Raw genomic sequence first — 25,274 nt, 5'->3', positions numbered from 1 at the left:
TCGGAATGCCACGCATTGTAGTATTACCCCATGAAGCGCTTTGCCCAGAGGGCGAGGTCTTGGAAGCGGCGTCAGGCGAAACCGTCTGTGACGTTATGTTGGCAAATGGCATCGCTATTGAGCACGCCTGTGAAAAGTCCTGTGCTTGCACCACCTGTCATATCATTGTTCGTGAAGGTTTTCAGACTCTGAGCGAGGCTGACGAGCTTGAGGAAGATATGCTTGATAAAGCATGGGGGTTAGAGCCTGAGTCGCGCCTGAGCTGCCAAGCGGTGGTGGGTGATGCGGATCTGGTCGTAGAGGTGCCACGCTACACCATTAATATGGTGTCTGAGAGCCACTAGATTTTAGACTTAAAAACGCTAAACGTTGATCAATAAGGTGTGTGGAAATGAGCATGAAATGGACGGATGTACTGGATATTGGTATCGAACTTGCCGACAAATACCCAGATACAGACCCTGTACATATTAATTTTGTCGATTTGCGTGACAAGGTAATGTCGCTGGACGATTTTGACGATGATCCAAAGCGCTGTGGTGAAAAAATTCTAGAAGCGATTCAGGCTGCATGGATGGAAGAGCGGGATTAATTCGGCTATCTTCCGGCTTTTAATCACTGAGAATGCGCGGGGTGTTTGGTATACAGCCATTATTTGTCGAAACTTTCTAGAAACACCGGCGGGAACTCGCTGTCATACCCTCTCTCGCGTACCTATTTGCTGCTAATACGCGTATAATTCGACGATTTTTCGTGACGGGCAATTTAATTGCTCGAAATTGTTCTTGTTTTACTTTTTGGAGAAAGACCGATGGGCGTTCAACGCACCCTTTCAATAGCCAAGCCAGATGCGGTTAGCAAAAATGTCATTGGCGAAATTTACAGCCGTTTTGAAAAAGCGGGCCTGCGTATTGTTGCAGCAAAAATGCTGCGTTTAAGCCGTGAACAGGCTGAAGGCTTTTATGCGGAGCATAAAGGTCGTCCGTTTTTTCCTGCACTGATTGATTTCATGACTTCTGGCCCTGTGACTGTGCAAGTGCTGGAAGGCGAAGGCGCGGTTCTGCAGAATCGCGAGCTGATGGGCGCGACTAACCCAAAAGATGCCGCTGCTGGCACTATTCGTGCGGATTTTGCAGAGTCTATTGACGCTAATGCGGTACACGGCTCGGATTCAGAAGCGTCTGCTGCGCGTGAAATCGCGTTCTTTTTCTCTACCAGTGAGTTGTGTGATCGCGTTTAATCGCGCTTTCGCTCATTTCAGGGCACGATAATGGAAACATCAACTGTGGCAGTTCAGCAGACCAAAGTTAATTTGCTTGGCATGTCGCGCAAGAAGATGGAAGCCTACCTCACCTCTATCGGTGAAAAGCCTTTTCGTGCCCAACAGATCCTCAAGTGGATACACCACTCGGGGATCGACAATTTTGATGACATGACGAATCTCGGCAAGCCCTTGCGTGCAAAGTTGCAGGAGCTTGCCGAAATTCGTCCCCCCAATGTGGTTAAACAACTGGATTCCACCGACGGTACCCGTAAGTGGGCGGTAGAAGTCGGTGGCAATAATCTAGTCGAAACTGTACTGATTCCCGATGGTCAGCGCGGCACACTGTGCGTTTCTTCGCAGGTAGGCTGCAGTTTAGATTGCAGTTTTTGCGCAACAGGTAAGCAAGGTTTTATGCGCGATTTAACTGCGTCTGAAATTATTGGCCAGGTTTGGTTAGCCATTAAGTCCTTCGACGGTTTTAATTCTGGCAATAAGCGTATTGTGACGAATGTGGTCATGATGGGTATGGGAGAGCCGCTGCTTAATTTCGACAACGTTGTAGAAGCCATGAGCTTAATGTTAGATGATTTTGGCTATGGTTTGTCTAAGCGTCGAGTCACCTTGAGCACCTCCGGTGTCGTTCCAATGCTGGATAAACTAGGTGATGTCTCTACGGTTTCTTTGGCGATCTCGCTACACGCACCGAACGACGCGCTACGAAGCGAATTAGTGCCAATTAACAAGAAATACCCCATTGCAGAATTGCTTGCTGCTTGTCAGCGTTATTTAGACAAGCAAGAAGACACTCATCGGGTAGTTACTATTGAATATACTTTGATTGCGGGTGTGAACGACGGCGTAGAGCATGCTAAAGAATTGGCTGAAGTGCTGCGCAATTTACCCTGCAAGATTAATTTAATACCTTTCAATCCGTTCTCGCTGTCAAATTACAGGCGACCAAGCAAGAATGCGATTAATCGATTTTGGTTGGTTTTAACAGAGGCTGGGTATGTCACCACGGTGCGTACGCCGCGTGGCGATGACATTGACGCTGCCTGTGGACAGTTGGCCGGACAAGTACAAGATCGCACCAAACGTAGTGAGCGTCATCGCCAACGGGCAGAGCTAGAACAGCCTATTCGTTTGGTATAAGTTTTCGGGAGCATACTGTATGTCGTGGTTAAGAATAAAAGGCATCAATGTATTACCCCTTATTTTGGTAATGCTTTTTTCGACGTTGCTGTTGTCTGGGTGTGTGACGACAAGAAGCGGTGGTTTTGCGTCTAAAGCTGACGATAAGAAAGCATTTGAAACGTCGCTGCAGTTAGCGCGAAGTTACATTGCGCAGGGTAATTGGGATCAGGCGAAACGGCACTTACAGTACGTTGAGGCGGAAGACAAAAACAATCCAGAAACCTTAGAAGCTTTAGCACTGGTTTTTCAGAACACTGGCGAGCTTGAATTGGCTGAGCAATATTATTTGCGGTCCATTTCCCTTGCTCCGAAAGCGTCCAGAGTACGGAATAATTACGCGGCGTTTCTTTATGCCCGAGAGCGTTATCAAGAAGCGGCAACCCAGTTGGAAGTGGTTGTACAAGAATTATTGTATGAGCGCCGCGTAGAAGCGTTTGTTAATCTTGGGCGTTGCTATATGCAGCTCGAAGCTTATTCAAAAGCTGAAGATGCGTTTAAGCGCGCCTTCCTTATGCAGGGGGACGACGCTGCGGTGTTGATGTCCTTGGCTGAAGTGTATTTTCGAATGGGCCGGTATGCCGAGTCGCAGCGTTTTTATGACGCTTATCGTAGTAAAAATACCGCGCAAAGCGCCGCTGCGTTATGGCTGGGGATACGGTTAGCGGATAAGTTTGACGACAAAAACTCTAGGGCGAGCTTTGCCTTGGCCCTGAAGAATTTGTATTCGAAATCTGAAGAATACCTGCTTTATAAAGCCTATATGGAAGACAATAAGCAGGTTGAACCCTAGGAAACTATCATGCCGGGAACGAAACAGCTTTACCCCGGGCCCCCGGGATCAGTGCTTTACGACGCGCGAATCAGTGCCGGAAAGTCAGTGCTTGAAACAGCCGAAGCACTGAATTTACTGAATAGCTATGTAGAAGCGTTAGAGCAGAATGATTATTCACGTTTCAACTCACCGTTGTTTGCTCGTGGTTATATAAAAAGCTACGCACGGTATATGGGGCTAGATGAAGTTCCCTTGCTGAATGATTGCGACAGAATTTGTCGTCGCGATGAGCAGGGAAGTACACGTCGCCATAGCCACGTTCAAAGCAAGGTTAAAGCGCCGGGACATGCAGGTTTTTTTCTGGCTTTAATTACGGCATTGATTGTTTGGGCGTTGTCTTGTTGGGTATTTGGTGAGAGTCGGACTAAAGAGCTCTCTGTTGTAGTCTTAGATGAACGTATTGCGCCGCTTCTGTCGCTGCGGACAGTTCCCTCACTCGGCGAAACATTATTATCGGGTGGGCAGATAAAAGAAGACCCTGTGACGTTGCCTGAGAATATTGCCCCCGCGGAACTTAGCTTTATGTTCGGCGAGGATGTATGGCTAGAGTTGCGAGACGCGCACAACAACGTCGCGGTAAGCGGAGTACAGCGTAAGGGCGATGCCTTAGAGCTCAAAGTGCTGGGGCCGGTTACGGTCACTGCAGCGTACTGGCCTGTTGTCAGTATGTATTACAATGAACAGTTGGTTGAATTGAAAGATTCAGCAAGTAGCAATGCGGTGCGTGTACAAGTAGGTGAATTATGAAAATGGCATCCCCGATAAAACGTCGAGTGTCTCGGCAGATTCATATCGGTCATGTTGCAGTTGGTGGTGATGCGCCGATATCCGTGCAAAGTATGACGAATACCGAAACCTGCGACGTAGCAGCAACGGTTGCTCAAATACGGCGTTTGGAAGCCGCGTGTGCTGACATTGTTAGGGTTTCTGTACCTAGTATGGAAGCTGCGGAAGCTTTCCGGGAAATTCGTAAACAAGTGTCAGTTCCCCTTGTTGCAGATATTCATTTTGATCACAAAATTGCGTTGAAGGTGCTGGAATATGGCGTCGATTGTTTACGGATAAATCCAGGTAATATCGGTCGTGAAATAAAAGTGCGTGAGGTCATTGATGCCGCCAAATTTCACAATGTTCCGATTCGAATTGGCGTAAATGCCGGTTCTTTAGAGAAAGAATTACAGCGCAAATACGGCGAGCCAACTCCAGAAGCGTTGGTTGAGTCAGCGATGCGCCATATTGATATTCTCGATAAACTCGATTTCCAAGATTTTAAATTAAGCGTGAAGGCTTCCGATGTTTTTATGGCGGTGGCGGCTTATCGTCAAATTGCGAGCCAAATCGAACAACCTTTACATTTAGGTATTACAGAAGCGGGTGGTTTGCGCGGTGGTACGGTGAAATCGGCGGTGGGTCTAGGCTTGCTGTTGATGGATGGCATTGGTGACACTATTCGAGTATCGCTGGCGGCTGATCCGGTAGAAGAAGTGAAGGTTGGCTACGAGATCTTAAAAAGTCTCAAGCTGCGTACCAAGGGTATTAATTTTATTGCTTGCCCAAGTTGCTCTCGGCAGAACTTTGACGTGATAAGCACAATGAATGAATTGGAGTCACGTCTAGACGACGTGACAACGCCATTGGATGTCGCTGTCATTGGCTGCATCGTAAATGGGCCCGGTGAGGCGAAAGAGGCTGAAATTGGTTTAACCGGTGGTACGCCCAATAATTTAGTGTATGTGGGCGGCAAGCCTGATCATAAAGTGAAAAACGATGTGCTGATCGACCATCTTGAAAAATTAATTCGTGAAAAGGTCGCTCTTAAACAAGAACAGGAAAAAGACCTTATTGCGCGTAGTTGAGCTGTTGTTGGTGTTCTTCTTAATATAATTTGGTCGATAGGAATTAGTTTTGGCACGTATTCAATCTATCCGCGGCATGAATGATATTCTGCCCACAGAAACGCCCTTATGGCAGTACCTAGAAAGTCGCGTCCGCGATGTACTCGGTCGCTATGGTTACAGCGAAATTCGGTTTCCAATTGTTGAACACACCGAGCTTTTTAAACGCTCTATTGGTGAAGTGACCGATATCGTAGAAAAAGAAATGTACACCTTCGAGGATCGGAATGGCGATAGCCTGACACTACGCCCCGAAGGTACGGCAAGCTGTGTTCGCGCCTGTGATCAGAATGGTCTTCTACACAATCAAATCCAGCGTCTGTGGTATACCGGCCCGATGTTTCGTCATGAACGTCCTCAAAAAGGTCGTTTGCGTCAATTTCATCAAATTGGTGTTGAAACCTTCGGTATGGTCGGCCCTGATATTGATGCCGAGTTGATTCTACTTACCGCGCGATTATGGCGGGAGCTGGGTATTAGCGATGCGCTTACCCTCGAGCTAAACAGTATTGGCAATTCAGAGTCGCGCTCGAACTATCGGCAGGCCCTAGTGGAATATTTGTCAGCTTTTAAAGAGGAGCTCGATGAAGACAGCCAGCGCCGATTAGATACCAACCCATTGCGAGTATTAGACAGTAAAGATCCGAAAACTCGGGAACTGTTGGTTGCTGCGCCGGTACTAAGTGACTACCTTGACGATATCTCGCGCAGCCACTTTAACGGTTTGTGCGCTAGATTAGACGCCGCAGGGGTAAGTTACACGCTGAATCCAAAGTTGGTGCGAGGTCTAGATTACTACGGCTTAACAGTGTTTGAATGGACAACCGATAAGCTTGGCGCGCAGGGAACGGTATGCGCCGGTGGACGTTACGATGGCTTAGTAGAGCAATTGGGCGGCAAAGCAACGCCTGCGATTGGTTTTGCGATGGGTATAGAGCGCCTTGTTTTGATGCTCGAAACACTCGATGTTGCGCCGGATAATCAGCCACAAGCCGACGTATTTATTGTGTCGGTTGGTGAAAAAGCAGACATTGAAGCCCTTAAAATTGCCGAACAATTACGAGATGCCATGCCGACGTTGCGGGTGCTTATTAATTGCGGGGGCGGTAGTTTTAAAAGTCAGTTTAAAAAGGCGGACAAGTCTGGCGCGTCATTGGCAATTGTACTCGGTGAAGACGAATTGCAAGTGGGCCAAGCTGCTGTTAAACCGCTACGTGAGGGCCAAGGCGAACAACAGTTAGTGGCTTTGACCGAATTGGTAAATACTATTTCTAACAATCATTTTTAAGAGCGACCGGATAAGTCGGAGAGGAAGTTTAGTGGAAACGTATCGCACAGAAGAAGAACAAATCGAAGCCATCAAAAGATGGTGGCAAGAAAATGGCAAGTCGACCGTGTTTGGTATCGCGCTAGCGTTAGCGATCGTATTCGGTTGGAAAGGCTGGCAGGGCCATCAGCAAGATCAAGCTGGCGAGGCATCCGCTATTTTCGATAATTTATTAATTGCTGACGCAGCGGTCGAACGAGACGGCAGCAGTGTGGGCACTGCGCAACATTTAGCCGATACGCTTAAAGACAAGTTTGCTGGACTCAGCTATGGCCAGTTTGCTGCATTGTACAAAGCAAAATATGCGGTTAAAGCAGACGATTACGCCGCCGCGATCACTGAGTTAGAGTGGGTTTTGGCGCAGCGTCCGAGTGAACAAATTAAAGCGCAGGCAGAGATGCGTTTGGCGCAGGTTTACTATTCACAGCAAGATTATGATAAAGCCATGAAATATTTGACTGGCTTGGCAAAAACCGGATACGCGGCTGAAGCCTCAGAGTTAGAAGGCGACGTTGCATTTGCACAAGGCGATAGATCTGCTGCTTTAGTTGCGTATCAGCGGGCAAGATCATTAGCTCGTGAGCAGGAAGCGCCGGTGAATAATGCGATGCTAGATATGAAAATTAATGACTTGTCTGCAGCCGCGGTTGCCGTAGAAGGGGCTAAGTAATGAGGTTTATTTCTGCAGTTGGTGTCGTGTTAGTGAGTGCGATGATGGTAGCGTGCGCGTCTGATCCGACCAGTCGAGAGCCGGCTAAGTTAACGGACTTTCAGGCAGAGAAGAAGCTAAAAGAGGTTTGGTCCTACTCTTTGGGTGACGGTCAAGCAGAGGCTTATCATCGTATTACGCCGGCTATTGATGGTGACGAAATCTTTATCGCATCATCAAACGGTAAAGTCGCCGTGCTGAATAAGAGTAACGGTAAAAAGGTTTGGAAAAAGTCCTACGATTTGCGTATCGCGGGTGGCGTGGGTGTGTCTGGCACTTTGCTTTTCGTCGGCACGTCGGATGGCGAAGTGATTGCGATAGATCGTATATCTGGTGACATCGTGTGGCGCGTACCCGTTAGTAGTGAAGTCTTGGCGGCGCCACAGAGCAATGGTTCTGTTGTTGTCGTGCAAACCTACAGCGGTGAAGTGCAGGGCTTGAATTTTGACGATGGCAAATTACTGTGGAGTTATTCCTCGCAAGTACCTCGCTTGACACTGCGTGGCACGAGTACACCTAAGATAGTCAGCGATATTGCGATGGTCGGATTTGCCAACGGTCGTGTTGTTGCCTTTGACGTAGATAATGGCGCTGAAATCTGGGAGCAACGTATTTCTGTGTCTGAGGGCAGTACGGAAATCGAGCGCTTAGTCGATGTTGATGGTCGCTTGCTGGTGATGGGTGATGGTCAGACTGTTGTTGCTACTGGCTATCAAGGGCAGGTAATGGCTATTGATATTCGCAGTGGTCGGCCCATTTGGGTAAAAAATATGTCAAGTTACGTTGGCGCAACAGAAAACTTGGGTAATGTGTATGTTGTCACTGCAGATGGCAGCGTGAACGCCATCGATGACAACGGCCAGGGTGCGCTTTGGACGCAAACCGTGTTAGCTCGAAGAGAGTTGACAGAGCCGGTAGCATTCGACGGTGCTATCGGGGTTGGCGACTTTGAAGGTTATCTGCATATGCTGTCTATGGAAGATGGACGCTTGATTGCACGTAAGCGTGTAGATAGCGATGGACTGCGCGCGCCGATGATTGTCGATGGTAAATTACTCTACGTCTACGGAAATAGCGGTGAATTAGTTGCTTACAAACTCCAAGAACGTTAAGTCAAAAAATATTGTTATACGGCCCAGTGCTGATCAGAGTTAAGTAGAATTATGGTTCCTGTTATCGCCTTGGTAGGCCGACCGAATGTCGGTAAATCAACTCTGTTCAACCGGCTTACTAAAAGTCGTGATGCCTTGGTCGCTAACTTTCCGGGGCTAACTCGTGATCGTAAATACGGAGAAGCCAATCACGGTAAACGCCGTTATATCGTCATCGACACGGGCGGTGTAAACGGCGACGAAGTGGGAATCGACGGTCCAATGGCACAGCAGTCTATGCAGGCAATTGATGAAGCCGATGCTGTGCTACTAATGCTTGATGCTCGTGCGGGCTTAATGCCAGCCGACGAGGGCTTGATAAAACATCTTCGCAGCTGTTCTAAGCCGGTATTTTTTGTTGCCAATAAAGTAGACGGTACAGATGTGGAAGTCGCAAAAGCGGAGTTTTACAAAACCGGCGCGGCGATGATTTATCCACTTACCGCCACCCAGGGAAAAGGCGTGCGGTCTTTAATGGACGACGTGCTGGCGCAATTTCCACCTGAAGAAGATGACAAACAAGCGTCTTTGGCTACCGGTAAAAAAATCGCCATTGTTGGCCGTCCTAACGTGGGTAAGTCGACCTTGGTAAACCGAATGCTCGGTGAAGAGCGTGTTGTTGTTTTCGATCAGCCCGGCACCACCCGCGACAGTGTTTATATAAATTATGAACGCGAAGGCGAAGCCTATACCTTGATTGACACCGCGGGTATTCGCAAGCGTAAGCATATTTCAGAAGCCGTCGAAAAATTCTCTATTGTTAAAACTTTAAAAGCGATTGAAGACGCCAACGTTGTGATCTTGGTGATGGACGGACGCGAAAGTATTGTCGATCAAGATCTGCATTTATTGGGTCAAGTCGTGGATTCTGGCCGAGCTGTCGTAGTCGCCATTAATAAATGGGATGGGCTTACAGCCGAGCAAAAAGACCATATCAAAAAAGAATTGGACCGGCGCCTACAGTTTATCGATTTTGCTGAAATTCACTTTATTTCGGCACTGCATGGAACCGGCGTAGGGCATCTTTACGAGTCTGTTGAAAAGGCCTACGAATCGGCGACTCGTCAGCTACAGACCCGTATGCTGACTACGATTTTAGAAGGCGCAATACATGACCATTCACCGCCAATGATCAACGGGCGTCGCATTAAATTGCGTTACGCGCATCCTGGTGGTCAAAACCCACCAATCATCGTTATTCATGGTAACCAGACTGAGAAAGTACCGGGTAGTTATACGCGCTATTTAGAAAAGGTATTTCGTCGCGAGTTAAATATGATGGGTACGCCCATTAAAATTGAGTTCAAAACCTCTGAAAATCCCTTCGAAGGTAAAAAGAACGAACTCACAAAGCGGCAGGTTGAGCGCAAACAGCGTGTCATGCGGTTCGCAAAAGCAAAGACTGCTAGGAAGAAAAAGTAGTATCACTAATGTCATCGGTATGAACAATGTCCGCGACCCGGATGTTGTTCGTATACTCTAATAATATGTTTTATCCCAGTTATGTCTTTTAATTTACCGGTTACGCAAAAGCCAGATCTAGATAGCCCGGAACATATAGCGGCTTTCGTAGAAACCTTTTACGGCTATTTGTTAAATGACGAACAATTAGCCCCTATTTTTACCGATGTTGCCGGTATCGATATTCGAGAACACTTCCCCCGAATTCAGTCCTATTGGGAAAAACTACTGTTAGGCCAAAATAACTACCACCGCCATACCATGAACATCCATCGCCAGCTAAATAATAAACAGAACCTCTCGATCAGCGATTTTGATCGATGGCTAGCGCATTTTGTTAACGCGGTGAATACTGGCTTTTCTGGTCCAAAAGCCGAGCAGGCAAAACGTATTGCCGCCACCATTGCGTCGAATATGCGTAAATCATTGAATGCGGGAAGTTAGATTTCGTCACGTCTAGGTCGTCTTAAATTTATAACCATCCGACATTGCAAGGTCTTGTCCCATGATTGCTTCTCTCGTAAATAGAACAGACCACACACCCCGTCCGTATGGGTGGTGCCGAAACAACGCAGCTCAGCTAAGCTAATCTCTACTCTTCCTATAATATTTAATAACAGGATCTGATTATGCTTTTAGATGGTAAGGTTGTAATTGTTTCAGGTATTGGGCCAGGGCTGGGCCAGGAGTTGGCGGTCGAGGCGGCAAAGCAGGGCGCGTCAGTTGCAATGTGCGCTCGTACCGTCAGTAAGCTAGATGATGCTGAAGCGGCAATTTTAGCTTTAGGTTTAGGTACCCAAGTGTTGAAAGTAGCAACTGATATTAGCGATCGTGCTCAATGTGCTGCACTGGTCGAACAATCCGTCGCTCGTTTTGGTCGTATCGATGTCTTATTTAACAGTGCATATAATCCTGGCGAGTTCGGCCCGATAGAAACCGCAAATTTGGATAGCTGGCGCGCGGCCATGGACGTAAATCTATTCGGCACCATGGCGCTGACCTTGGAAACGATCCCTCAAATGAAAAAGCAGGGTGGTGGCGCAATTGTCATGATCAACACGATGGTGACGCGCAAGCCATTGCATACCCAAGGTGGCTATGGAGCATCTAAAGCGGCTCTGGCTAGCGCGACTTCGCACTTAGCCTTGGAGCTTGGCGCATACAATATTCGTGTAAACTCCGCGTATATGGGCTGGATGTGGGGGCCGGCAGTAGAAGGCTATTTGCAAATGAACGCGGACGCTGGTGGCCCGACTGTTGAGCAGCAGGTTGCAGCGGTGTCGAAAAATATCCCTCTTGGCCACATTCCAGATGACGGAGATTGTGCTAAGGCAGCAATATTTCTAGGCTCCGATTACGCCTGTGCAGTAACGGGAGCGGCGCTGGACGTAAACGGTGGCGAGTATTTGCCCCATTAACGACCGAACGCACTATTGAATAGTGAATTTGGTGCAGTCAGGCGTTAGAATCGGGTCACGTTTTTCTCAGTGGCCCAGGTTACTCATGGCAGATTTACATGTTTCACCGCAGATGGATGCGGTGATCCATTCCATATATCACGGAATGCTAGAGTCACCTCCATGGCAGCAATTTTTGGGTGCGCTAAGCGAGCTACTTGATGGTAATTTTGCGACCTTATTGTTACGGCCTCCAAATATTCATGAAAAAGGTGTGGTGTTAAATTCGGTCTTTTATTCCACCGATATTTATCACGCCTATAACGACACCTATTTTGCTTTAGACCCCTTCGTAAATTTACCTGACGGCGACGTTGTGACAATTGCGGAATTCTTGTCTAAGGACGAGTTTGAGCAATCTGAGTACTTTCGCAGCTATTTGCAGCCAAGTAACGTGATGCATATTTTAGGGGCCGATTTGTGGGGTAAAGATGGATTACTTGCTCGGCTTCGCGTAACGAGACCGGCTGGTGTTAGTGATTTCGGCGAAGCGGAAAAATCCCTGTGCAAGCAGTTGCTGCCGCATTTGCGGCAAGCCATAGAAATACATTCTCGCCTGCAAGAATCTGAGTTAGAGCGTGGTTTGTACGCAGATACCTTTGGTCAATTAGCGGTTGGCGTTGTAACTCTAGACACTCATGGGCATGTATTAAGTAGTAATCCGGTGGCGGCACGTTTGATAGAGTCGTCTCGGGGTGTATTCATGCGCAAACGTTGTTTTCAACTTGCGGATGTTCGCGAGCAGAAGGCGTTTAGCGCACTTTTTTCTGAGGTTGTTACTGCTCATCATCAACAAATGGCTGGTTGTGTTCGGGCATTTAGACTCGCAGATATTGCGCAGTTTCAGGGCATAAATTTACTGCTGCGACCACTGCCATTAAGTGATCGCAGCGGCGAGCATTCACCGGCTGTAGCGATATTTATTACTGATCCAATGGCACCACGACAGGCACCTAGCGATGTGTTGATTGCGTTGTTTGGTTTAACACCTGCTGAGGCGAGGCTGGCGATTAGATTGGTCAATGGCTTGAGTTTAGATGAAGCTGCGGTAAGTTTGGGGGTGTCTCGCAATACCGCTAAATCCCATTTAAGTGCGGTGTTTTCTAAAACCGGAGTCACGCGGCAGACGCAGCTTATTCAATTGATTTTGAATAGCGTTGTAACCTTGGCGGGCTAGGGAAGAGTTGTAAAGCAGACGCGCTGCTTTACAACCCAAACGCAGAGTTACTTTAAGAGTTAACTGCTTTTAGGCGCTGCTGCTTTTGCGGCGGCTTTCTTCACGGGTGTTTTTTTAGCAGGCGCCGCTTTTGCTGGCGCTTTTTTTACGGCCGCTTTCTTCGCGGGCGCTTTTTTGGCCACTGCTTTTTTCGCAGCAGCTTTTGGTGTGGCCTTCGCTTTGGCGTCGAAGCTCTTCGCAGCCTCTTGTGCTGCTTTGGCGAGTGCTTTTGCTTTTTGGTAGTCGCCTTTGAGTTCAGCAAGTTGATTTTTAGCCATAATCATGACGGCCTTGGCATCTAGCTCTAATTCTTTGGCGGCATCGACAGCAGAATGGGCGCGATCCATTTGCTTTTGCACGCGGCTGTCCATGTTTGCTTTCGCTTTTTTCTGTAATTCACCGAGTTTTGCTTGTTCGGCTTTTAGTTTATCTCGTGCGCGTTCTGCTTGTGCTTTTGCTTTTTCTATTGCTTTATGTGCATCTGCCATTAAGCGATCACGTAATTTTTCTACCTTGGATTCAAGGGATTCTATTTCTTTACGTATCAGTGCGACAGGATCTATTTTTTTGCTTGTCATATCAGCGAGCCTCGGTAATCGTGTTTTTTGTCATTAATCGACGAACTTCACTACGTGCAACAGTCTTAACATAGCAAACTTTGCGATAATGGACAGTGAAACTTTAATAAGTTAGGAGAAAATTATGGATAAAGTGCAAACAGATGCAATTGAGGCAGCCGTTTTTCGCCGATTACTCGCTCATTTGGATGAACGCAAGGATGTTCAAAATATCGACTTGATGAATCTCGCTGGATTTTGTCGTAACTGTTTATCTAAATGGTATGTTTCTGCGGCGGAGCAGGAAGGTGTCGGTGTTGATTATGAAGCGGCGCGAGAGCGGGTTTATGGTATGCCGTATTCACAGTGGAAAGCGAAGTTTCAAGTCGAAGCCAGCCCAGAACAATTAGCCAGCTTCACGAAGGATAAAGAGAATAAATAATTACATTATAGCGTTGAGGTTTGATCGCTGATTATAGTCCGCCGTTTGGAATGAAGCGGTTGTCGGTATTATTGCGAATCCACAGCAACATGTCGCGATCAAGCTTTTCACCACGACTTCTTAATACTTTGTTAAGCCAAATCGCGGGGGATTCTTTACCTGCATCCCAGCCGCTGATGAGTTTTTCTGCTCGGGTGAAAAAACGAATTAAATGCACAATATCGTCATTACTTAGATCTGTAGCAACGGCCTGCCACTGGTCTTGTGATACACGCATAAAAACACCATAGGTTCGCTGTTCATCCTCTGTAAACGGTGCAGGTAACTCTTCGAGGCGATCTTCGTCGCTAATAACAATGCAACGTTGTAACCATTTATCATCTATTGTGAGCGCGCTTTTTTCGTTTTCGGGTGTCCAGCTACCAATTGCCATTTTTAACGATCCACGTTGCCGATAATGTCGCACAGTATAACGCACAATCGGCAGTGACTTCCGTAGCGGGGTTTGGTATTTTACTGTCTGTTTATACAGTAATTTAATTTGCTTCCTTGGGTGGTGGTATTTGCGCAAGATTATTCATTGCGACTGCGATTGTTTTTATGCCTCTGTGGAGTTGCGTGACGACCCGAGTTTGCAGAATCGCCCTGTTGCTGTGGGAGGTTCAGCAGATCGACGGGGCGTCGTTGCGACATGTAACTATGAAGCACGGGCTTTTGGTATACATTCTGCCATGCCGACCGCTAGCGCCTTGCGTCGCTGCCCGGATCTTATTGTTCTTCCTCCCAGGATGGATAAGTACCGAGAAGTGGCACTGCAAATTCGCGCCATTTTTAGGCGTTACACCGAGAGTATTGAGCCTTTATCTTTAGATGAGGCTTACCTTGATGTTAGCGATTGCGATGCTTATCAAGGTAGTGCAACGCGTATCGCTCAGGCGATACGAGAACAGGTTCGCGAAGAATTAGGTATTACTATATCGGCGGGTGTCGCACCTAATAAATTTTTAGCCAAAGTCGCAAGCGATTGGGACAAACCTGATGGTTTAACGGTCATCACGCCCGAACAAGTGGATGAGTTCGTTTTAAGCCTTCCTGTGAGCAAAATTCACGGGGTGGGAAAGGTGATGGCTGCGCGGATGGCCGAGCACAATATCTTTAGTTGCGCGGATTTACGAAGTCAGTCATTGGATCAGCTGCTGATACTTTTTGGTAAGTTTGGCCATCAGTTGTATGAATATGCGCGTGGTATTGATAAGCGCGAAGTAAAGTCTAACCGAGAACGTAAATCTCTTAGTGTTGAAACAACATTTGCTAAAGATATCGTTGGCGTAGATGGCGCAATTAGCATGTTGACGGATTTATTGGCGGAGCTTGAGAAAAGAATCCTGCGTGTTGGCGACAAGACAATCTGCGGCGTTTTTGTGAAACTGAAATCTGCTGATTTTCGCCAGACGACGATCGATCGACGTTACGAGGGAATGCGAGAGGCACCAGTTTTTGCGCAATTATTAGAAGAGGCGTGGCCGCGCTTAGAGTCGCCTCTGCGTTTGATTGGTGTCGGCGTGAGATTTGCGGCTGGAGAAAATAAGGTGAATGATGAGCTTAGTCAAGTTAATGAGTCAGCTGAGTATTATCGCAAAAATCAGTTAGATTTATTTACAGATATAGGCTGATTCCATGGCGCGTGCTTCGCCTTTTGATACAAGTTTAGGCAATAAAAAAGGGCGGTAAAAACCGCCCTTGTTCAGAGAATACTAGACCTACTTATTCGGGCTAATAACCTGGAGCTCTACACGACGATTGCGCTCACGGCCTTCATCAGTATTGTTGTCGGCAACGGGCTTGCTTTCGCCGTAACCTTTGGCTTTTTGACGTCCAGACGCGATGCCTTTGGTCGTCAGGTAGTTAACCACCGATTGCGCACGTTCTTGTGACAGTGTCTGATTATAGGAGTCACTGCCGACCGAGTCGGTGTGGCCCATAATTATGATGCTGACGTCAGGCTCGTTTGCTAGTGATTCTGCTACCTTATTGAGAATAGTTTGAGAATCCAGCATTAAGCGCGATTTATTGAACTCGAAATGCACACCAGTTAATTCAACGGTTTGCGAAATAACGCAGCCACGTGAATTCACTTTCAGGCCGGGAAGGGTGCCAGGACATTGGTCGATCTTGTCTGGTACGCCATCGCCATCGCTATCCAGTGGGCAACCTTGAGCATTTACGGGCACACCACGTGGTGTATTTGGACATTGGTCAATGTCGTTAGGAACGCCATCGCCGTCGTCATCAATTGAGCAGCCATTCACGTTAACCCGTGCGCCCGGAGGTGTATTGGGGCATTGGTCACGGAAGTTAGGTATGCCATCGCCATCGCTATCGAGAGGGCAACCGGTAGAATCAACGGGGGTGCCACGGGGCGTATTCGGGCATTTGTCCAGTCGATCAGGTACGCCGTCACCGTCTGAGTCATAGTTATACGGTAATGGTTTGTCCCCAAACGGTACTGAAATACCAATTAAGAATGCATAGGTATAAAAGTTGTCGTCGTCTGGAAATAAGGGGGCTTGACGCTTAATAGAATCTAATTGGTAGCGAGCTTCACCACGAATTGCGACAGTATCTAACTCATAGGTGAAACCGATGATGGCGTCACTGCCATAGTCGGATTGGCTCGCTGTGATTCCGGGAGCTTCATACTCGACTTCATGGTAAGTCAAGCCGATACCTAAATAAGGTTGAACCGGATCGGCATCAAGCATGAATGCGCCGCGTGGGAAGTATAAAAAGTCTAGACCACCGGCGGTACGACTATAGGTGTCATTTTTGGAGTTTTTAAACTCGCCGTAATTAATGTGAGTGTCGAGCATGACATAGGAACTGATGGGCTTACCGATACCGAACTTGCCTTCATTGCCGGAATCGAAGTCGCTTTGATCGGCGACGGTAGTACCAATCATACCGTGTATGCGCCAGCGGCTATCAATAACCGTTTCCTCGTCATCTGCTGCGAAAGCAGAAAAAACGCTGCACCCGACAGCGAGAGCAAGCGTTATATTACGCATTTGACTCATTAATATAATCTCCATATTTCAAGCACATATTAAAACGCGACCTTACGGTCGCGTTTACTTCTTTGTTAGGGCGTTGGCAGGCCAGGTAAACCGCCAGCACCCGGTAAGTCTGGTAATCCACCGCCACCTGGGAGCTCGGGAATAGAGAAGTTCCCGAATACATCTTGGCAGTCGTCAAAGTTAATGCCGGCTAACTCGCTGAATGCGTCAGGATTGAGACCTAGTAAAGCGTCTAGCAAAGTGCCGACTACGGTAGTGAGCGGATCCACTGCGCAGGCATCAAGCACTTGAATAACAGGGCTTAATGGAGCGCCGTCTCCAACTAACGCATTGGTTACTTGCCCTAAGCCACCAATTGGGCTGTCAGGGAAGTTCTCATTGATTGCCGAGAAATTACCTGTGATTAGTGCATCAACGAGTCCTTCAACAGGAATTACGCCGCCGTCATCGTTGGTGGCTAAGGCTGTGAGAATTGGGTCAGCAATTGTACTTAAGGTGTACACCAGAGGAAGTACGATACCGGGCCCTTCTAGTCCTGGGAAGTTTCCGCCTAAGGTCAATACTGGTTCAAGTGTTTCACATAGCTCGTTAGAGAAGGTCAACAGGTCATCGTTAGCGGCTGGTAAAATCAGAACAGTAGAGCCTTCTTCAGTAACAATGTCGCCGTCGGTAAAGCCGTCGTTATCGGTGTCTATAAAGGCCTGTACGCATACAGTGCTTAGACGCAGTAGGCCACGAGATTTGAGGTAGCCTTTTTCGTCAGGGTTGCCACTGAAGCTAGCAGCAGGTGTGCTCGATGTCTCAGGTAGGCCCGGAATTTGATCAAAACCAGGTAGTTGATCGAAGCCCGGTAGTTGATCTAGGCCAGGTAATTCATCTGCGCCCGGCAGGCCAGGGACTGCGCTTGATACGCAGCTAGGTGAAGCATTGGCGTTACCAGACCAGTAGCCCGGAAGTGCTGAGAAGATGAGCCGCTCACGATCGGTTACGTCTACTAGTGGAGAGCCCTCTTTCTTAGGGTTGGCCAAAAATTCGGGGCTCATGTCGTTTTCGCCACTTTCAAATAGTGCGAAAACATAGAAGCGCTGGTCTCCAGGGATATAGTTTTCGCCATCAGCAACTGTGCCGACTAAATCAGTACGCCCTACACAAGAGAACTCGTCAATGGTGACGTCATCCGGGGAGTTAGCATTTGAGGCTTGGTAAAGATGCAATTCGACAACGTCGTCATCAACGGCATTGATGGTGCGGGTAGCGAATTTATTACCAAGGCTGCCGACGTATTTTGCGGTTAAAACAACGTTGCCAGTTCCTGTGGTGTCTTTTACTGGGCTCGCTGTGGTGGTGTTTGACGCATTCGCTGGGTTTACAGACAGGACACTTGGTCTATCTACTGACCAACTAACTTGGCCAGCGGGGCAGCGAATAGTATTCGACGAATCTAAATCGACAAAGGTGCACATAGCAATGTAGTCGATACCATCGTTGAACGCGTTTAAGAAAATTGTATCAGTGTTGTTTGGCGGCATGAGGCCATCAGCGCGCACAATTGTCACCGCACTAACTTCGGCATCGACTAACTGCAGGTCTAAGGTATCGGTGAGAGTTGTTTCACCCACTGTGTAGCTTGCCTTCGCGGCACTCTTACGGTTTGCCTCTGAAAGAGTGGCGAATTGTGCTTGACTGACTAGTGATGCATCGCCGTCTGTCTCGTCTGGGCCTTCAGAGAAAATTGCGGTCGGTGTCGCAGACCAAGCCAAGATGTCTTCTTCAGAACATTGATACGTGGTGAATGCAGTTTGGTTCGGAACCGATGGGTTGGTGTAGGTAAGTCTAGCGACCAATTGTATGCGTTGTGCTGCAGGTAACTTGACGGTGGTATTGTCTAAGCCTTTGCAGCTGCTTAGGTATTTGGTGGCGTTAAAGAATTTCTGGTTAGTTGTGTTGCCGCTGCATACGTCCGCCGCGGGGTTGGCTACGACGCAAGCAGTGACTGTGCTGACAGTCGCGGGTATAAGATTGACGATTAATGATGCGATTTCAGTAACGGTATTATCGTTGCAATCGCCACCTTTTGAGATTGCCCGAATGGTAATGGGAATCTGAGATTGACTGTCGGCGGTAAATGGATTGGTAATAGTGGCGGGTGCAACGGCATTGCCGTTGTTTGTTTGGGTTATACCAAATTCGAAAATACTGTTATTACTCGAGCAGAATGTCGCATTAAGAGTCGAGTTTTCGGTTACCCCAGGTAGTCCTTGTAAATTCTGCAAAAGTTGGTAGTTGGCAGTTTGAGTTGCGCCAGCTGCAGCCGGGTTGAAGGTGATAACCGTCTGCCCACTGATGTATTTTGGTCCACTAACAACGGGTGGAACAATGGTGAAAGGCTCGATGATTGTGTATGGCGTACCTTCGAAATTATATCTGCCAGTTAGCGTAAGGTTTTTCAGAGTATCGGTACTTGCAAGTCTTACTTTGCTTAGTATGTCTAGAACGTCGCGTAGTTGCCCTGCGTCTCTTACTTCGTCTGCAAGACCAACAATGGCGGGGTTACCAACGCTCCCACCTAAAGACCATTGTGTGTTTCTAGTCACGTTTAACTCAGGCCCGAGATTAGACTCCACACCGTCAGTCTGAAGAGCTAGCATTCTTGCGGGAATGCTATTGGTACCTGTGCCTGCTAATTGATTTCCAAGTGGGAAGTCAATTCGAAGTGAACTAGGATCTAATCCGGGGTTTGGGCGGTCTGGGCTGCGTGCGTCACCACCACCGCCGCAAGCAACGAGTAAGCTCGTTGTTAGTGCCAACGATAAGGCTAAGATATTCGTTTTCATTTATTCCCCTCCCGGAGAGACAAGCCGAAATACAGTCAAGCGAAAAATGGAATTTTTAGTGTACGTAGTTTCACGGATGTTATACGTAAAAACAACACTATCTGCGTCTAAGCATCCATGTTAGAGCGAAAATTGTTTAGAATTCTGTGAAGTGGGTATGAAAAAAGGGTATTGCCTCGAAAAAATTATTTGAAATCAGCGTATAAGACAAGTTTTGCCCCCTTTCGGGGGCTATGTTTTAGCCTTGCTCGTAGCTCTCGATAGGAGGGCAGGAGCATATTAAATTGCGATCTCCAAAGACATTGTCAATACGATTGACGGTGGGCCAGTATTTATTGTCGCGTAAACTTGCGACCGGAAATCCCGCTTCCTCTTTGGAGTAGGGGCGGTCCCAGTCGGCAATTATGTCAGCGAGGGTGTGGGGCGCGTTGACTAGTGGGTTGTCGTCCGCAGGTAGTTGCCCGCTTTCAACTCGGCCAGCCTCTCTGCGTATGTGAATCATGGCCTCGCAGAAACGATCGATCTCCATTTTCGATTCGCTCTCAGTCGGCTCAATCATCAGGGTGCCCGGAACCGGGAAGGACATCGTGGGTGCATGGAATCCGTAGTCCATGAGTCGCTTGGCGATATCTTCCTCGCTGATGCCAGTGCTTTCTTTGAGCGGTCGTAAATCGATGATGCACTCGTGCGCTACCCGGCCGTTCCGCCCGGTATACAACACCGGGTAGTGCTCGTTCAGACGTGTGGCGATGTAGTTGGCATTGAGTATTGCAACTTGGGTGGCTTTCTTTAAACCCGAAGCGCCCATAAGCGCAATGTAGGTCCATGAGATGGGCAATATCCCAGCGCTGCCATATGTGGCGCCAGAAACTGTGTCGTTGCTTACATCTAAACCTTCCACAGGAAATACTGGGTGGTTAGGTAAGAATGGGGCCAAATGTGCTTTCACCCCGATTGGGCCCATGCCGGGGCCACCGCCGCCGTGGGGAATACAGAAGGTTTTGTGCAAATTAAGATGTGAGACGTCTGCGCCGAATTCACCGGGTGCTGCGAGACCAACCAAGGCATTCATGTTGGCGCCGTCAACGTAAACTTGGCCGCCGTATTGATGGGTGATATCACAAATTTCGCGAATGCCTTCCTCGAAAACCCCGTGTGTGGACGGATAAGTCACCATCAACGCAGACAATTGATCTGCGTGGCGCGCAGCCTTTTGGCGGAGATCTTCGATATCAACATTGCCCAATTCATCGCAACCAACGATGACAACGCGCATTCCCGCCATGGCGGCAGACGCAGGGTTGGTGCCGTGGGCCGAACTTGGAATTAAGCAGATGTCGCGGGCAGTGTCACCTCGGCTTTCATGGTAGCGCTTGATGGCAAGCAGCCCAGCGTATTCACCCTGCGAGCCCGCATTCGGCTGCATTGAAAATTTGTCGTAACCAGTACAGGCCATTAACTGCTGTTCTAGTTCGTCAACGAGTTGTAAATAACCCGTCACTTGGTTGCGCGGTGCAAAGGGGTGGATGTTGCCGAATTCAGGCCACGTGATTGGTATCATCTCGGCGGTAGCATTTAGCTTCATCGTGCAGGAGCCGAGGGCAATCATGGAATGATTCAAAGCAATATCTTTGCGCTCAAGTCTATTCATGTAACGCAGCATTTCCGTTTCTGAGCGGTGCTGGTGAAAAACGGGGTGGCGAAGATAACTACTTTTGCGACGTAGATCTTCTGGAATGCCGGGCATGTCAGCTAGTTCTTCATCGAGCTTGCTGACAGATGGCAGCGGTTTATCAGCGGCAAAGACTGCCCAAAGTTTTTCAAGATCGTCAACGGTAGTTGTTTCGTCGAAGCTCACACTGAGCTGTTCGCTGCCGCGGCGCAAATTCAGGAGTGCGTTTTCAGCAGTGTCTGCAATGCGGGTAGTATTGTCACCGGTTTTTATCGACACCGTATCGAAAAATTCAGTATTGGTGGTGTACCCCAGTTGCGCTAGGCCTGCGGCAAAAATGCCGGTCATACGGTTAATGCGCTGAGCGATGGTTTTTAGACCGTCGGGGCCGTGATAGATGGCGTAGAACACCGCCATAATGGCGAGCAGTGCTTGCGAGGTGCATATATTTGACGTCGCTTTTTCGCGGCGGATGTGTTGCTCGCGGGTTTGCATTGCCATTCGCAGTGCGCGGTTGCCACGGCTGTCGATAGATACGCCAATAATACGGCCCGGTATTGATCGCTTAAAGCTGTCGCGGGTTGCAAAGAATGCGGCGTGGGGACCGCCGAAGCCCATGGGTACGCCAAAGCGTTGGGCGCTACCGACCACGATATCTGCACCTTGTTCACCGGGTGGCGTGAGTAGTAGTAGGCTCATAATATCCGCCGCTACGACGGTCATGGTGTCTTGGCTTTTTGCTTGGCTAGCAATGGCAGACAGGTTTTTTACGTTGCCGTCAGTAGCCGGGTATTGGAGCAAAACACCGAAGCAAGGCGTGCTGGCTAGCTCCGTTTCGGCATCGCCGATGATAATTTCTAGGCCCAATGGAAGCGCCCGCGTTTTAAGAACAGCCATGGTTTGCGGGTGGCAGCTATGATCAATAAAAAACACATTACTTTTGTTTTTACGCGCGGACCGTTTACACATTGCCATCGCTTCGGCAGCGGCGGTTGCCTCGTCAAGCAGCGATGCATTCGCCAGCTCTAGGCCAGTCAGGTCAATTACCATTTGCTGGAAATTAAGAAGGGCCTCTAGGCGTCCCTGTGCAATCTCTGGCTGGTAAGGCGTGTAAGCCGTGTACCAACCGGGATTTTCTAAAACGTTGCGTAGAATAACCGGCGGCGTGATGGTGCCGTAGTAGCCAGCACCAATAAACGAGCGCGCAACTTGGTTCTTTTCTGCCATGGCGCGCAGGCGCGCGAGGGCAGCGGTTTCACTTTGTGGTGGTGGTAGTGGCATATCGCCGCGCAGAATGGAGGCAGGCACAGTTTGCCGGATAAGATCGTCAAGAGAGCTCGCGCCAACAGTATGTAACATAGCCGCAGTTTGGCTTTCATTCGGACCAATATGGCGGATTAAGAAGTCGTCACTTTGCGATAGCGCGGTAAGATTTTTGGTCATGCTTTGATTTGCCTACGTCGACGGGGATGCGGCCGCCATTAAATCATATTGGGGCTTTTTTTTCCTTGGCAATTTTCCGCGATCAATCCAGAAATTGTCGTCATATACCCTCATATTCATGACGCAAATTTGTGTATTCATCAGCGTAATTAGGCAAAATAATTTCTAATATTTTATTGATCGTTGACAGTTGGTCTAGTTCAGTAACACACAAAGTATTTCTGTGTACCTTAGTCCTTGAAAATAATGGAATTAAGGGCGTTTACCCTCTCGATAAGCTTAGTCTCACCGGTATAAGATGATGTCCTCTAACATCATGATTAAGAGGTTGGCGGTGGTATTTGGTAGGCAGATGACTGGGCGTCGAGGCTTGTTTTTGGTAATGACTCGCTTTTCCGTCGGTATAGCAGCAATGTTTGGGATGCTGAGCGTTACCGCCTGTATGTCTACGCCGCCGGCGAGCGGCCAACTTGCTCCGGAACCCAGTCCTAAAGAGGAGCGTATTTCCTCTTTGGAGGTCGCGCTGGCTGACGCGTTGATCGAAATTGAGAAAATGAAGGCACGCTCGCCGAGTCTAGATAGCAGCGATGTCTTACCCTCCATGCCCCCAGATGCGGAAACAGGCCGATGCTATGCCAAGCTTCTGGTGCCGCCAAACTACGTCGATCGAGTTGAACGGCGGATAGTTAAAGAGGCGAGTGAGCGCCGAGAAACGTTACCCGCAAAGTTGGAGTGGTTTGATGAGCAGGTGCTCGTCAGCGAAGAGCATGTGCGTCTCAAGCTTGTGCCTGCAACGTATAAGTGGAAGGAAGAGCGAACGCAGGTGTTACCCGCCCGTAGTCGTCAGGAATTAGTCAGCGCGGCTCGTTTTGATACGGTGGTTGAGGAAGTGATTGATACCCCGGAGGAGTGGGTATGGCGGCCGGGGCGGGGAGATATAGAAAAAATTGATGAGGAAAGTGGCGAGATCGTTCATCAGGAGCGGATACCCGCTCGCTACCGTCAAATTAAAAAGCAGGTACTGGTTGAACCAGCCAAATACCGAAAGGTAGTTGAACCTGCGGTATATGAAACGCTGCGCAAAAAAGTGGTAGACGTGCCAGAGCATACTATCGAGGAGCGAATTCCAGCCACGTATAAAACGGTGAAGGCGCAGCGGGTCTTAGAGCCAGAGCGCGAACTTGTTCATCAAATTGCCCCAGTATATAAAGAATACAGTTATCGAGAAAAAGTGGCCGACGCACGACTCGATTGGCGGATGGTGCCGTGTGAACGGGAAATCACTAAGGAATTGGTTTATCGCGTTCAGCGAGCACTGCGTAAATTAGACTACGGCACCGGTGGTATAGATGGCATTTTAGGTAAGCACACCTTGGCTGCTATTCATGACTTTCAAAAGAAAAAAGGACTGGCGACAGGGCGCTTGTCATCAGAAACATTAAGGGCTCTTGGTATTGATGGTGACACTATCAACTGAGTATTTGCCTCGTATAGTTTGTGATTTACTTGCCGCTGGCAATTGTAGCGGCGCACAATACCGGCATGGAAACCTTGCCGTCATTACTCAGCACCATTCGTGATTGCCAATATTGCAGTGCGGTATTACCTTTGGGGCCGCGCCCGGTGGTCGTGGCAGATACCGCAGCGCGAATACTCATTGTTGGTCAAGCGCCCGGTACTCGCGTCCACGAAAGTGGAATTCCGTGGAATGACCCCTCTGGTGATCGATTGCGGCAGTGGTTAGCCATCGATCGAGATCAATTTTATAACGATAAACGTCTAGCTATTATGCCTATGGGGTTTTGTTATCCCGGCAAAGGTCAATCTGGCGATTTACCTCCCCGCAAAGAGTGCGCGCCCTTGTGGCATGAGCGCTTGTTGGCGCATATGCCGTCAATTGAGCTGATTTTACTCATCGGCCAGTATGCGCAAAATTATTATTTAACTGATACATACAAAACCCTCACTGAAAGGGTAGAAAAGCATCCCGGTGACAGTCGGTTTTTCCCTTTACCTCATCCTTCACCGCGAAATCAAATGTGGTTACGACGTAACCCTTGGTTTGATACCGATGTGATACCTAAGCTTCGGCAGCGTGTAAAACCCATTATGGATAATCTATGAGCAAAGTGCTTGGTCCTTGGCAGCAGCTAAGCTGTGAAACAGTCTACGAAAACCCGTGGTTGCGAGTTGAGCATCATGAAGTAAAGACCCCGGCGGGCACTGATGGAATTTATGGTAAGGTTTGCTTTCAGAGTATCGCGGTTGGCATTGTTCCGTTAGACGATGACGGATTTACGTATTTAGTGAAACAATACCGCTACCCGTTAGAGGAAAGCAGCTGGGAGATACCTGAAGGTGGTTGTCCACTCGGTAGTTCACCGCTTAATACTGCAAGCCGCGAGCTGGCAGAAGAAACGGGACTTACTGCGGGGCGCTGGGCAAAGTTAATGGATTTGCATACCTCAAACTCGGTAACAGATGAGCGCGGCGAGATTTTCTTGGCTCTGGATTTGATTCAAGGCGAGGCAGATTTAGAGCCAACCGAAGATATTGTGGTGCGTCGTGTGCCGGTAGGTGAAGCGATATCGATGGCGATGGATGGCAGAATAACAGACGCGATAAGCGTCGCTGCACTTCTTAAATTACAGATTTTACTGCTGAGTTGTGGTGGTGATTTGCGGCAGGTGTTTGCAGTACTTCCAGAACTTGCGCAGTAATTTTTACCATAAGAAAGAGAATAGTC

24 protein-coding genes are annotated in these 25,274 nt (G+C 48.4%); 19 read left to right on the top strand and 5 right to left on the bottom strand.

What is annotated here, in order from left to right; translation table 11 throughout:
* Nucleotides 1-5 precede the first annotated feature (5 nt).
* From fdx to O9X78_RS02270, 14 genes are all read left to right on the top strand, one after another.
* Entirely contained in the window at nt 6-344 is a 339-nt protein-coding gene (fdx, locus tag O9X78_RS02335; RefSeq protein ID WP_269617998.1) for an ISC system 2Fe-2S type ferredoxin, read from the top strand.
* A gap of 47 nt (nt 345-391) precedes the next feature.
* Entirely contained in the window at nt 392-592 is a 201-nt protein-coding gene (gene iscX, locus O9X78_RS02330; RefSeq protein WP_269617997.1) for a Fe-S cluster assembly protein IscX, read from the top strand.
* A gap of 219 nt (nt 593-811) precedes the next feature.
* On the top strand, nt 812-1,240 hold the full coding sequence (ndk, locus tag O9X78_RS02325; RefSeq protein ID WP_269617996.1) for a nucleoside-diphosphate kinase: 429 nt from the start codon (nt 812-814) through the stop codon (nt 1,238-1,240).
* Between the two features lie 30 nt (nt 1,241-1,270).
* The gene (gene rlmN, locus O9X78_RS02320) at nt 1,271-2,416 is read left to right on the top strand and encodes a dual-specificity RNA methyltransferase RlmN (RefSeq protein WP_269617995.1); all 1,146 of its coding nucleotides are present in this window, start codon (nt 1,271-1,273) and stop codon (nt 2,414-2,416) included.
* A gap of 19 nt (nt 2,417-2,435) precedes the next feature.
* Entirely contained in the window at nt 2,436-3,248 is an 813-nt protein-coding gene (pilW, locus tag O9X78_RS02315; protein ID WP_269617994.1) for a type IV pilus biogenesis/stability protein PilW, read from the top strand.
* A gap of 9 nt (nt 3,249-3,257) precedes the next feature.
* On the top strand, nt 3,258-4,037 hold the full coding sequence (locus O9X78_RS02310) for a helix-turn-helix domain-containing protein (protein ID WP_269617993.1): 780 nt from the start codon (nt 3,258-3,260) through the stop codon (nt 4,035-4,037).
* Nucleotides 4,034-5,146 carry a flavodoxin-dependent (E)-4-hydroxy-3-methylbut-2-enyl-diphosphate synthase gene (gene ispG, locus O9X78_RS02305; protein ID WP_269617992.1) on the top strand — a complete coding sequence of 371 codons (1,113 nt, stop codon included), beginning with the start codon at nt 4,034-4,036 and terminating at the stop codon, nt 5,144-5,146. The genes O9X78_RS02310 and ispG overlap by 4 nt, the downstream gene beginning before the upstream one ends.
* A 49-nt stretch (nt 5,147-5,195) precedes the next feature.
* The gene (gene hisS, locus O9X78_RS02300) at nt 5,196-6,473 is read left to right on the top strand and encodes a histidine--tRNA ligase (RefSeq protein WP_269617991.1); all 1,278 of its coding nucleotides are present in this window, start codon (nt 5,196-5,198) and stop codon (nt 6,471-6,473) included.
* Nucleotides 6,474-6,504: 31 nt separating this feature from the next.
* Nucleotides 6,505-7,182 (top strand): YfgM family protein, encoded by a 678-nt coding sequence (locus O9X78_RS02295; protein ID WP_269617990.1) that lies wholly within the window; start codon nt 6,505-6,507, stop codon nt 7,180-7,182.
* Entirely contained in the window at nt 7,182-8,333 is a 1,152-nt protein-coding gene (bamB, locus tag O9X78_RS02290) for an outer membrane protein assembly factor BamB (protein ID WP_269617989.1), read from the top strand. The genes O9X78_RS02295 and bamB overlap by 1 nt, the downstream gene beginning before the upstream one ends.
* A gap of 51 nt (nt 8,334-8,384) precedes the next feature.
* Nucleotides 8,385-9,794 carry a ribosome biogenesis GTPase Der gene (der, locus tag O9X78_RS02285; protein ID WP_269617988.1) on the top strand — a complete coding sequence of 470 codons (1,410 nt, stop codon included), beginning with the start codon at nt 8,385-8,387 and terminating at the stop codon, nt 9,792-9,794.
* 81 nt (nt 9,795-9,875) lie between these two features.
* Nucleotides 9,876-10,277 (top strand): group III truncated hemoglobin, encoded by a 402-nt coding sequence (locus O9X78_RS02280; RefSeq protein ID WP_269617987.1) that lies wholly within the window; start codon nt 9,876-9,878, stop codon nt 10,275-10,277.
* A 185-nt stretch (nt 10,278-10,462) separates the two neighbouring features.
* On the top strand, nt 10,463-11,251 hold the full coding sequence (locus tag O9X78_RS02275) for an SDR family oxidoreductase (RefSeq protein WP_269617986.1): 789 nt from the start codon (nt 10,463-10,465) through the stop codon (nt 11,249-11,251).
* Between the two features lie 85 nt (nt 11,252-11,336).
* On the top strand, nt 11,337-12,467 hold the full coding sequence (locus O9X78_RS02270) for a helix-turn-helix transcriptional regulator (protein ID WP_269617985.1): 1,131 nt from the start codon (nt 11,337-11,339) through the stop codon (nt 12,465-12,467).
* 59 nt (nt 12,468-12,526) lie between these two features.
* On the opposite strand, the gene O9X78_RS02265 is transcribed toward O9X78_RS02270, so the two are convergent.
* Entirely contained in the window at nt 12,527-13,084 is a 558-nt protein-coding gene (locus tag O9X78_RS02265) for a hypothetical protein (protein WP_269617984.1), read from the bottom strand.
* A 124-nt stretch (nt 13,085-13,208) separates the two neighbouring features.
* Here O9X78_RS02265 and O9X78_RS02260 point away from each other — a divergent pair, with 124 nt between their 5' ends.
* The gene (locus tag O9X78_RS02260; RefSeq protein ID WP_269617983.1) at nt 13,209-13,505 is read left to right on the top strand and encodes a DUF1244 domain-containing protein; all 297 of its coding nucleotides are present in this window, start codon (nt 13,209-13,211) and stop codon (nt 13,503-13,505) included.
* Nucleotides 13,506-13,536: 31 nt separating this feature from the next.
* Here the strand turns inward: O9X78_RS02260 and O9X78_RS02255 are convergent, their stop codons facing one another.
* Complete coding sequence (locus tag O9X78_RS02255) at nt 13,537-13,938, bottom strand: hypothetical protein (RefSeq protein WP_269617982.1); 402 nt, start codon at nt 13,936-13,938, stop codon at nt 13,537-13,539.
* 130 nt (nt 13,939-14,068) lie between these two features.
* Between O9X78_RS02255 and dinB the strand changes: the two genes are divergently transcribed.
* Nucleotides 14,069-15,178 (top strand): DNA polymerase IV, encoded by a 1,110-nt coding sequence (gene dinB, locus O9X78_RS02250; protein WP_269617981.1) that lies wholly within the window; start codon nt 14,069-14,071, stop codon nt 15,176-15,178.
* A gap of 87 nt (nt 15,179-15,265) precedes the next feature.
* On the opposite strand, the gene O9X78_RS02245 is transcribed toward dinB, so the two are convergent.
* The 3 genes from O9X78_RS02245 to gcvP form a co-directional block, all read right to left on the bottom strand.
* Nucleotides 15,266-16,579 carry an OmpA family protein gene (locus O9X78_RS02245; RefSeq protein WP_269617980.1) on the bottom strand — a complete coding sequence of 438 codons (1,314 nt, stop codon included), beginning with the start codon at nt 16,577-16,579 and terminating at the stop codon, nt 15,266-15,268.
* A 65-nt stretch (nt 16,580-16,644) separates the two neighbouring features.
* Nucleotides 16,645-19,413 carry a hypothetical protein gene (locus tag O9X78_RS02240; protein WP_269617979.1) on the bottom strand — a complete coding sequence of 923 codons (2,769 nt, stop codon included), beginning with the start codon at nt 19,411-19,413 and terminating at the stop codon, nt 16,645-16,647.
* Nucleotides 19,414-19,651: 238 nt separating this feature from the next.
* A complete protein-coding gene (gene gcvP / locus O9X78_RS02235; protein ID WP_269617978.1) occupies nt 19,652-22,528 on the bottom strand; it encodes an aminomethyl-transferring glycine dehydrogenase in 2,877 nt (958 codons plus the stop codon).
* Between the two features lie 298 nt (nt 22,529-22,826).
* Here gcvP and O9X78_RS02230 point away from each other — a divergent pair, with 298 nt between their 5' ends.
* Genes O9X78_RS02230 through O9X78_RS02220 form a run of 3 tightly spaced genes read left to right on the top strand, consistent with a single transcriptional unit; the run spans nt 22,827 to nt 25,248 of the window.
* On the top strand, nt 22,827-24,005 hold the full coding sequence (locus O9X78_RS02230) for a peptidoglycan-binding domain-containing protein (protein ID WP_269617977.1): 1,179 nt from the start codon (nt 22,827-22,829) through the stop codon (nt 24,003-24,005).
* Nucleotides 24,006-24,034: 29 nt separating this feature from the next.
* Nucleotides 24,035-24,652 (top strand): uracil-DNA glycosylase family protein, encoded by a 618-nt coding sequence (locus O9X78_RS02225; protein ID WP_332108500.1) that lies wholly within the window; start codon nt 24,035-24,037, stop codon nt 24,650-24,652.
* Nucleotides 24,649-25,248 (top strand): NUDIX domain-containing protein, encoded by a 600-nt coding sequence (locus O9X78_RS02220; protein WP_269617976.1) that lies wholly within the window; start codon nt 24,649-24,651, stop codon nt 25,246-25,248. The genes O9X78_RS02225 and O9X78_RS02220 overlap by 4 nt, the downstream gene beginning before the upstream one ends.
* Nucleotides 25,249-25,274 lie beyond the last annotated feature (26 nt).

This window comes from Zhongshania aquatica, from assembly GCF_027257955.1.
GTDB lineage: Bacteria > Pseudomonadota > Gammaproteobacteria > Pseudomonadales > Spongiibacteraceae > Spongiibacter > Spongiibacter aquatica.
Note: the sequence above shows the minus strand (reverse complement) of the source record. Positions and strands in the feature narration are given on the sequence as shown.

What these genes read in the sequence shown, in the direction of transcription:
- O9X78_RS02220 (WP_269617976.1), top strand. Translation starts at nt 24,649, where the DNA reads ATGAGCAAAGTGCTTGGTCCTTGGCAGCAGCTAAGCTGTGAAACAGTC.
- der (WP_269617988.1), top strand. Translation starts at nt 8,385, where the DNA reads ATGGTTCCTGTTATCGCCTTGGTAGGCCGACCGAATGTCGGTAAATCA.
- ndk (WP_269617996.1), top strand. Translation starts at nt 812, where the DNA reads ATGGGCGTTCAACGCACCCTTTCAATAGCCAAGCCAGATGCGGTTAGC.
- O9X78_RS02230 (WP_269617977.1), top strand. Translation starts at nt 22,827, where the DNA reads ATGATGTCCTCTAACATCATGATTAAGAGGTTGGCGGTGGTATTTGGT.
- rlmN (WP_269617995.1), top strand. Translation starts at nt 1,271, where the DNA reads ATGGAAACATCAACTGTGGCAGTTCAGCAGACCAAAGTTAATTTGCTT.
- gcvP (WP_269617978.1), bottom strand. Translation starts at nt 22,528, where the DNA reads ATGACCAAAAATCTTACCGCGCTATCGCAAAGTGACGACTTCTTAATC.
- O9X78_RS02280 (WP_269617987.1), top strand. Translation starts at nt 9,876, where the DNA reads ATGTCTTTTAATTTACCGGTTACGCAAAAGCCAGATCTAGATAGCCCG.
- O9X78_RS02265 (WP_269617984.1), bottom strand. Translation starts at nt 13,084, where the DNA reads ATGACAAGCAAAAAAATAGATCCTGTCGCACTGATACGTAAAGAAATA.
- pilW (WP_269617994.1), top strand. Translation starts at nt 2,436, where the DNA reads ATGTCGTGGTTAAGAATAAAAGGCATCAATGTATTACCCCTTATTTTG.
- fdx (WP_269617998.1), top strand. Translation starts at nt 6, where the DNA reads ATGCCACGCATTGTAGTATTACCCCATGAAGCGCTTTGCCCAGAGGGC.
- O9X78_RS02270 (WP_269617985.1), top strand. Translation starts at nt 11,337, where the DNA reads ATGGCAGATTTACATGTTTCACCGCAGATGGATGCGGTGATCCATTCC.
- O9X78_RS02310 (WP_269617993.1), top strand. Translation starts at nt 3,258, where the DNA reads ATGCCGGGAACGAAACAGCTTTACCCCGGGCCCCCGGGATCAGTGCTT.
- iscX (WP_269617997.1), top strand. Translation starts at nt 392, where the DNA reads ATGAGCATGAAATGGACGGATGTACTGGATATTGGTATCGAACTTGCC.
- O9X78_RS02275 (WP_269617986.1), top strand. Translation starts at nt 10,463, where the DNA reads ATGCTTTTAGATGGTAAGGTTGTAATTGTTTCAGGTATTGGGCCAGGG.
- ispG (WP_269617992.1), top strand. Translation starts at nt 4,034, where the DNA reads ATGAAAATGGCATCCCCGATAAAACGTCGAGTGTCTCGGCAGATTCAT.
- O9X78_RS02245 (WP_269617980.1), bottom strand. Translation starts at nt 16,579, where the DNA reads ATGAGTCAAATGCGTAATATAACGCTTGCTCTCGCTGTCGGGTGCAGC.
- bamB (WP_269617989.1), top strand. Translation starts at nt 7,182, where the DNA reads ATGAGGTTTATTTCTGCAGTTGGTGTCGTGTTAGTGAGTGCGATGATG.
- O9X78_RS02255 (WP_269617982.1), bottom strand. Translation starts at nt 13,938, where the DNA reads ATGGCAATTGGTAGCTGGACACCCGAAAACGAAAAAAGCGCGCTCACA.
- O9X78_RS02260 (WP_269617983.1), top strand. Translation starts at nt 13,209, where the DNA reads ATGGATAAAGTGCAAACAGATGCAATTGAGGCAGCCGTTTTTCGCCGA.
- O9X78_RS02240 (WP_269617979.1), bottom strand. Translation starts at nt 19,413, where the DNA reads ATGAAAACGAATATCTTAGCCTTATCGTTGGCACTAACAACGAGCTTA.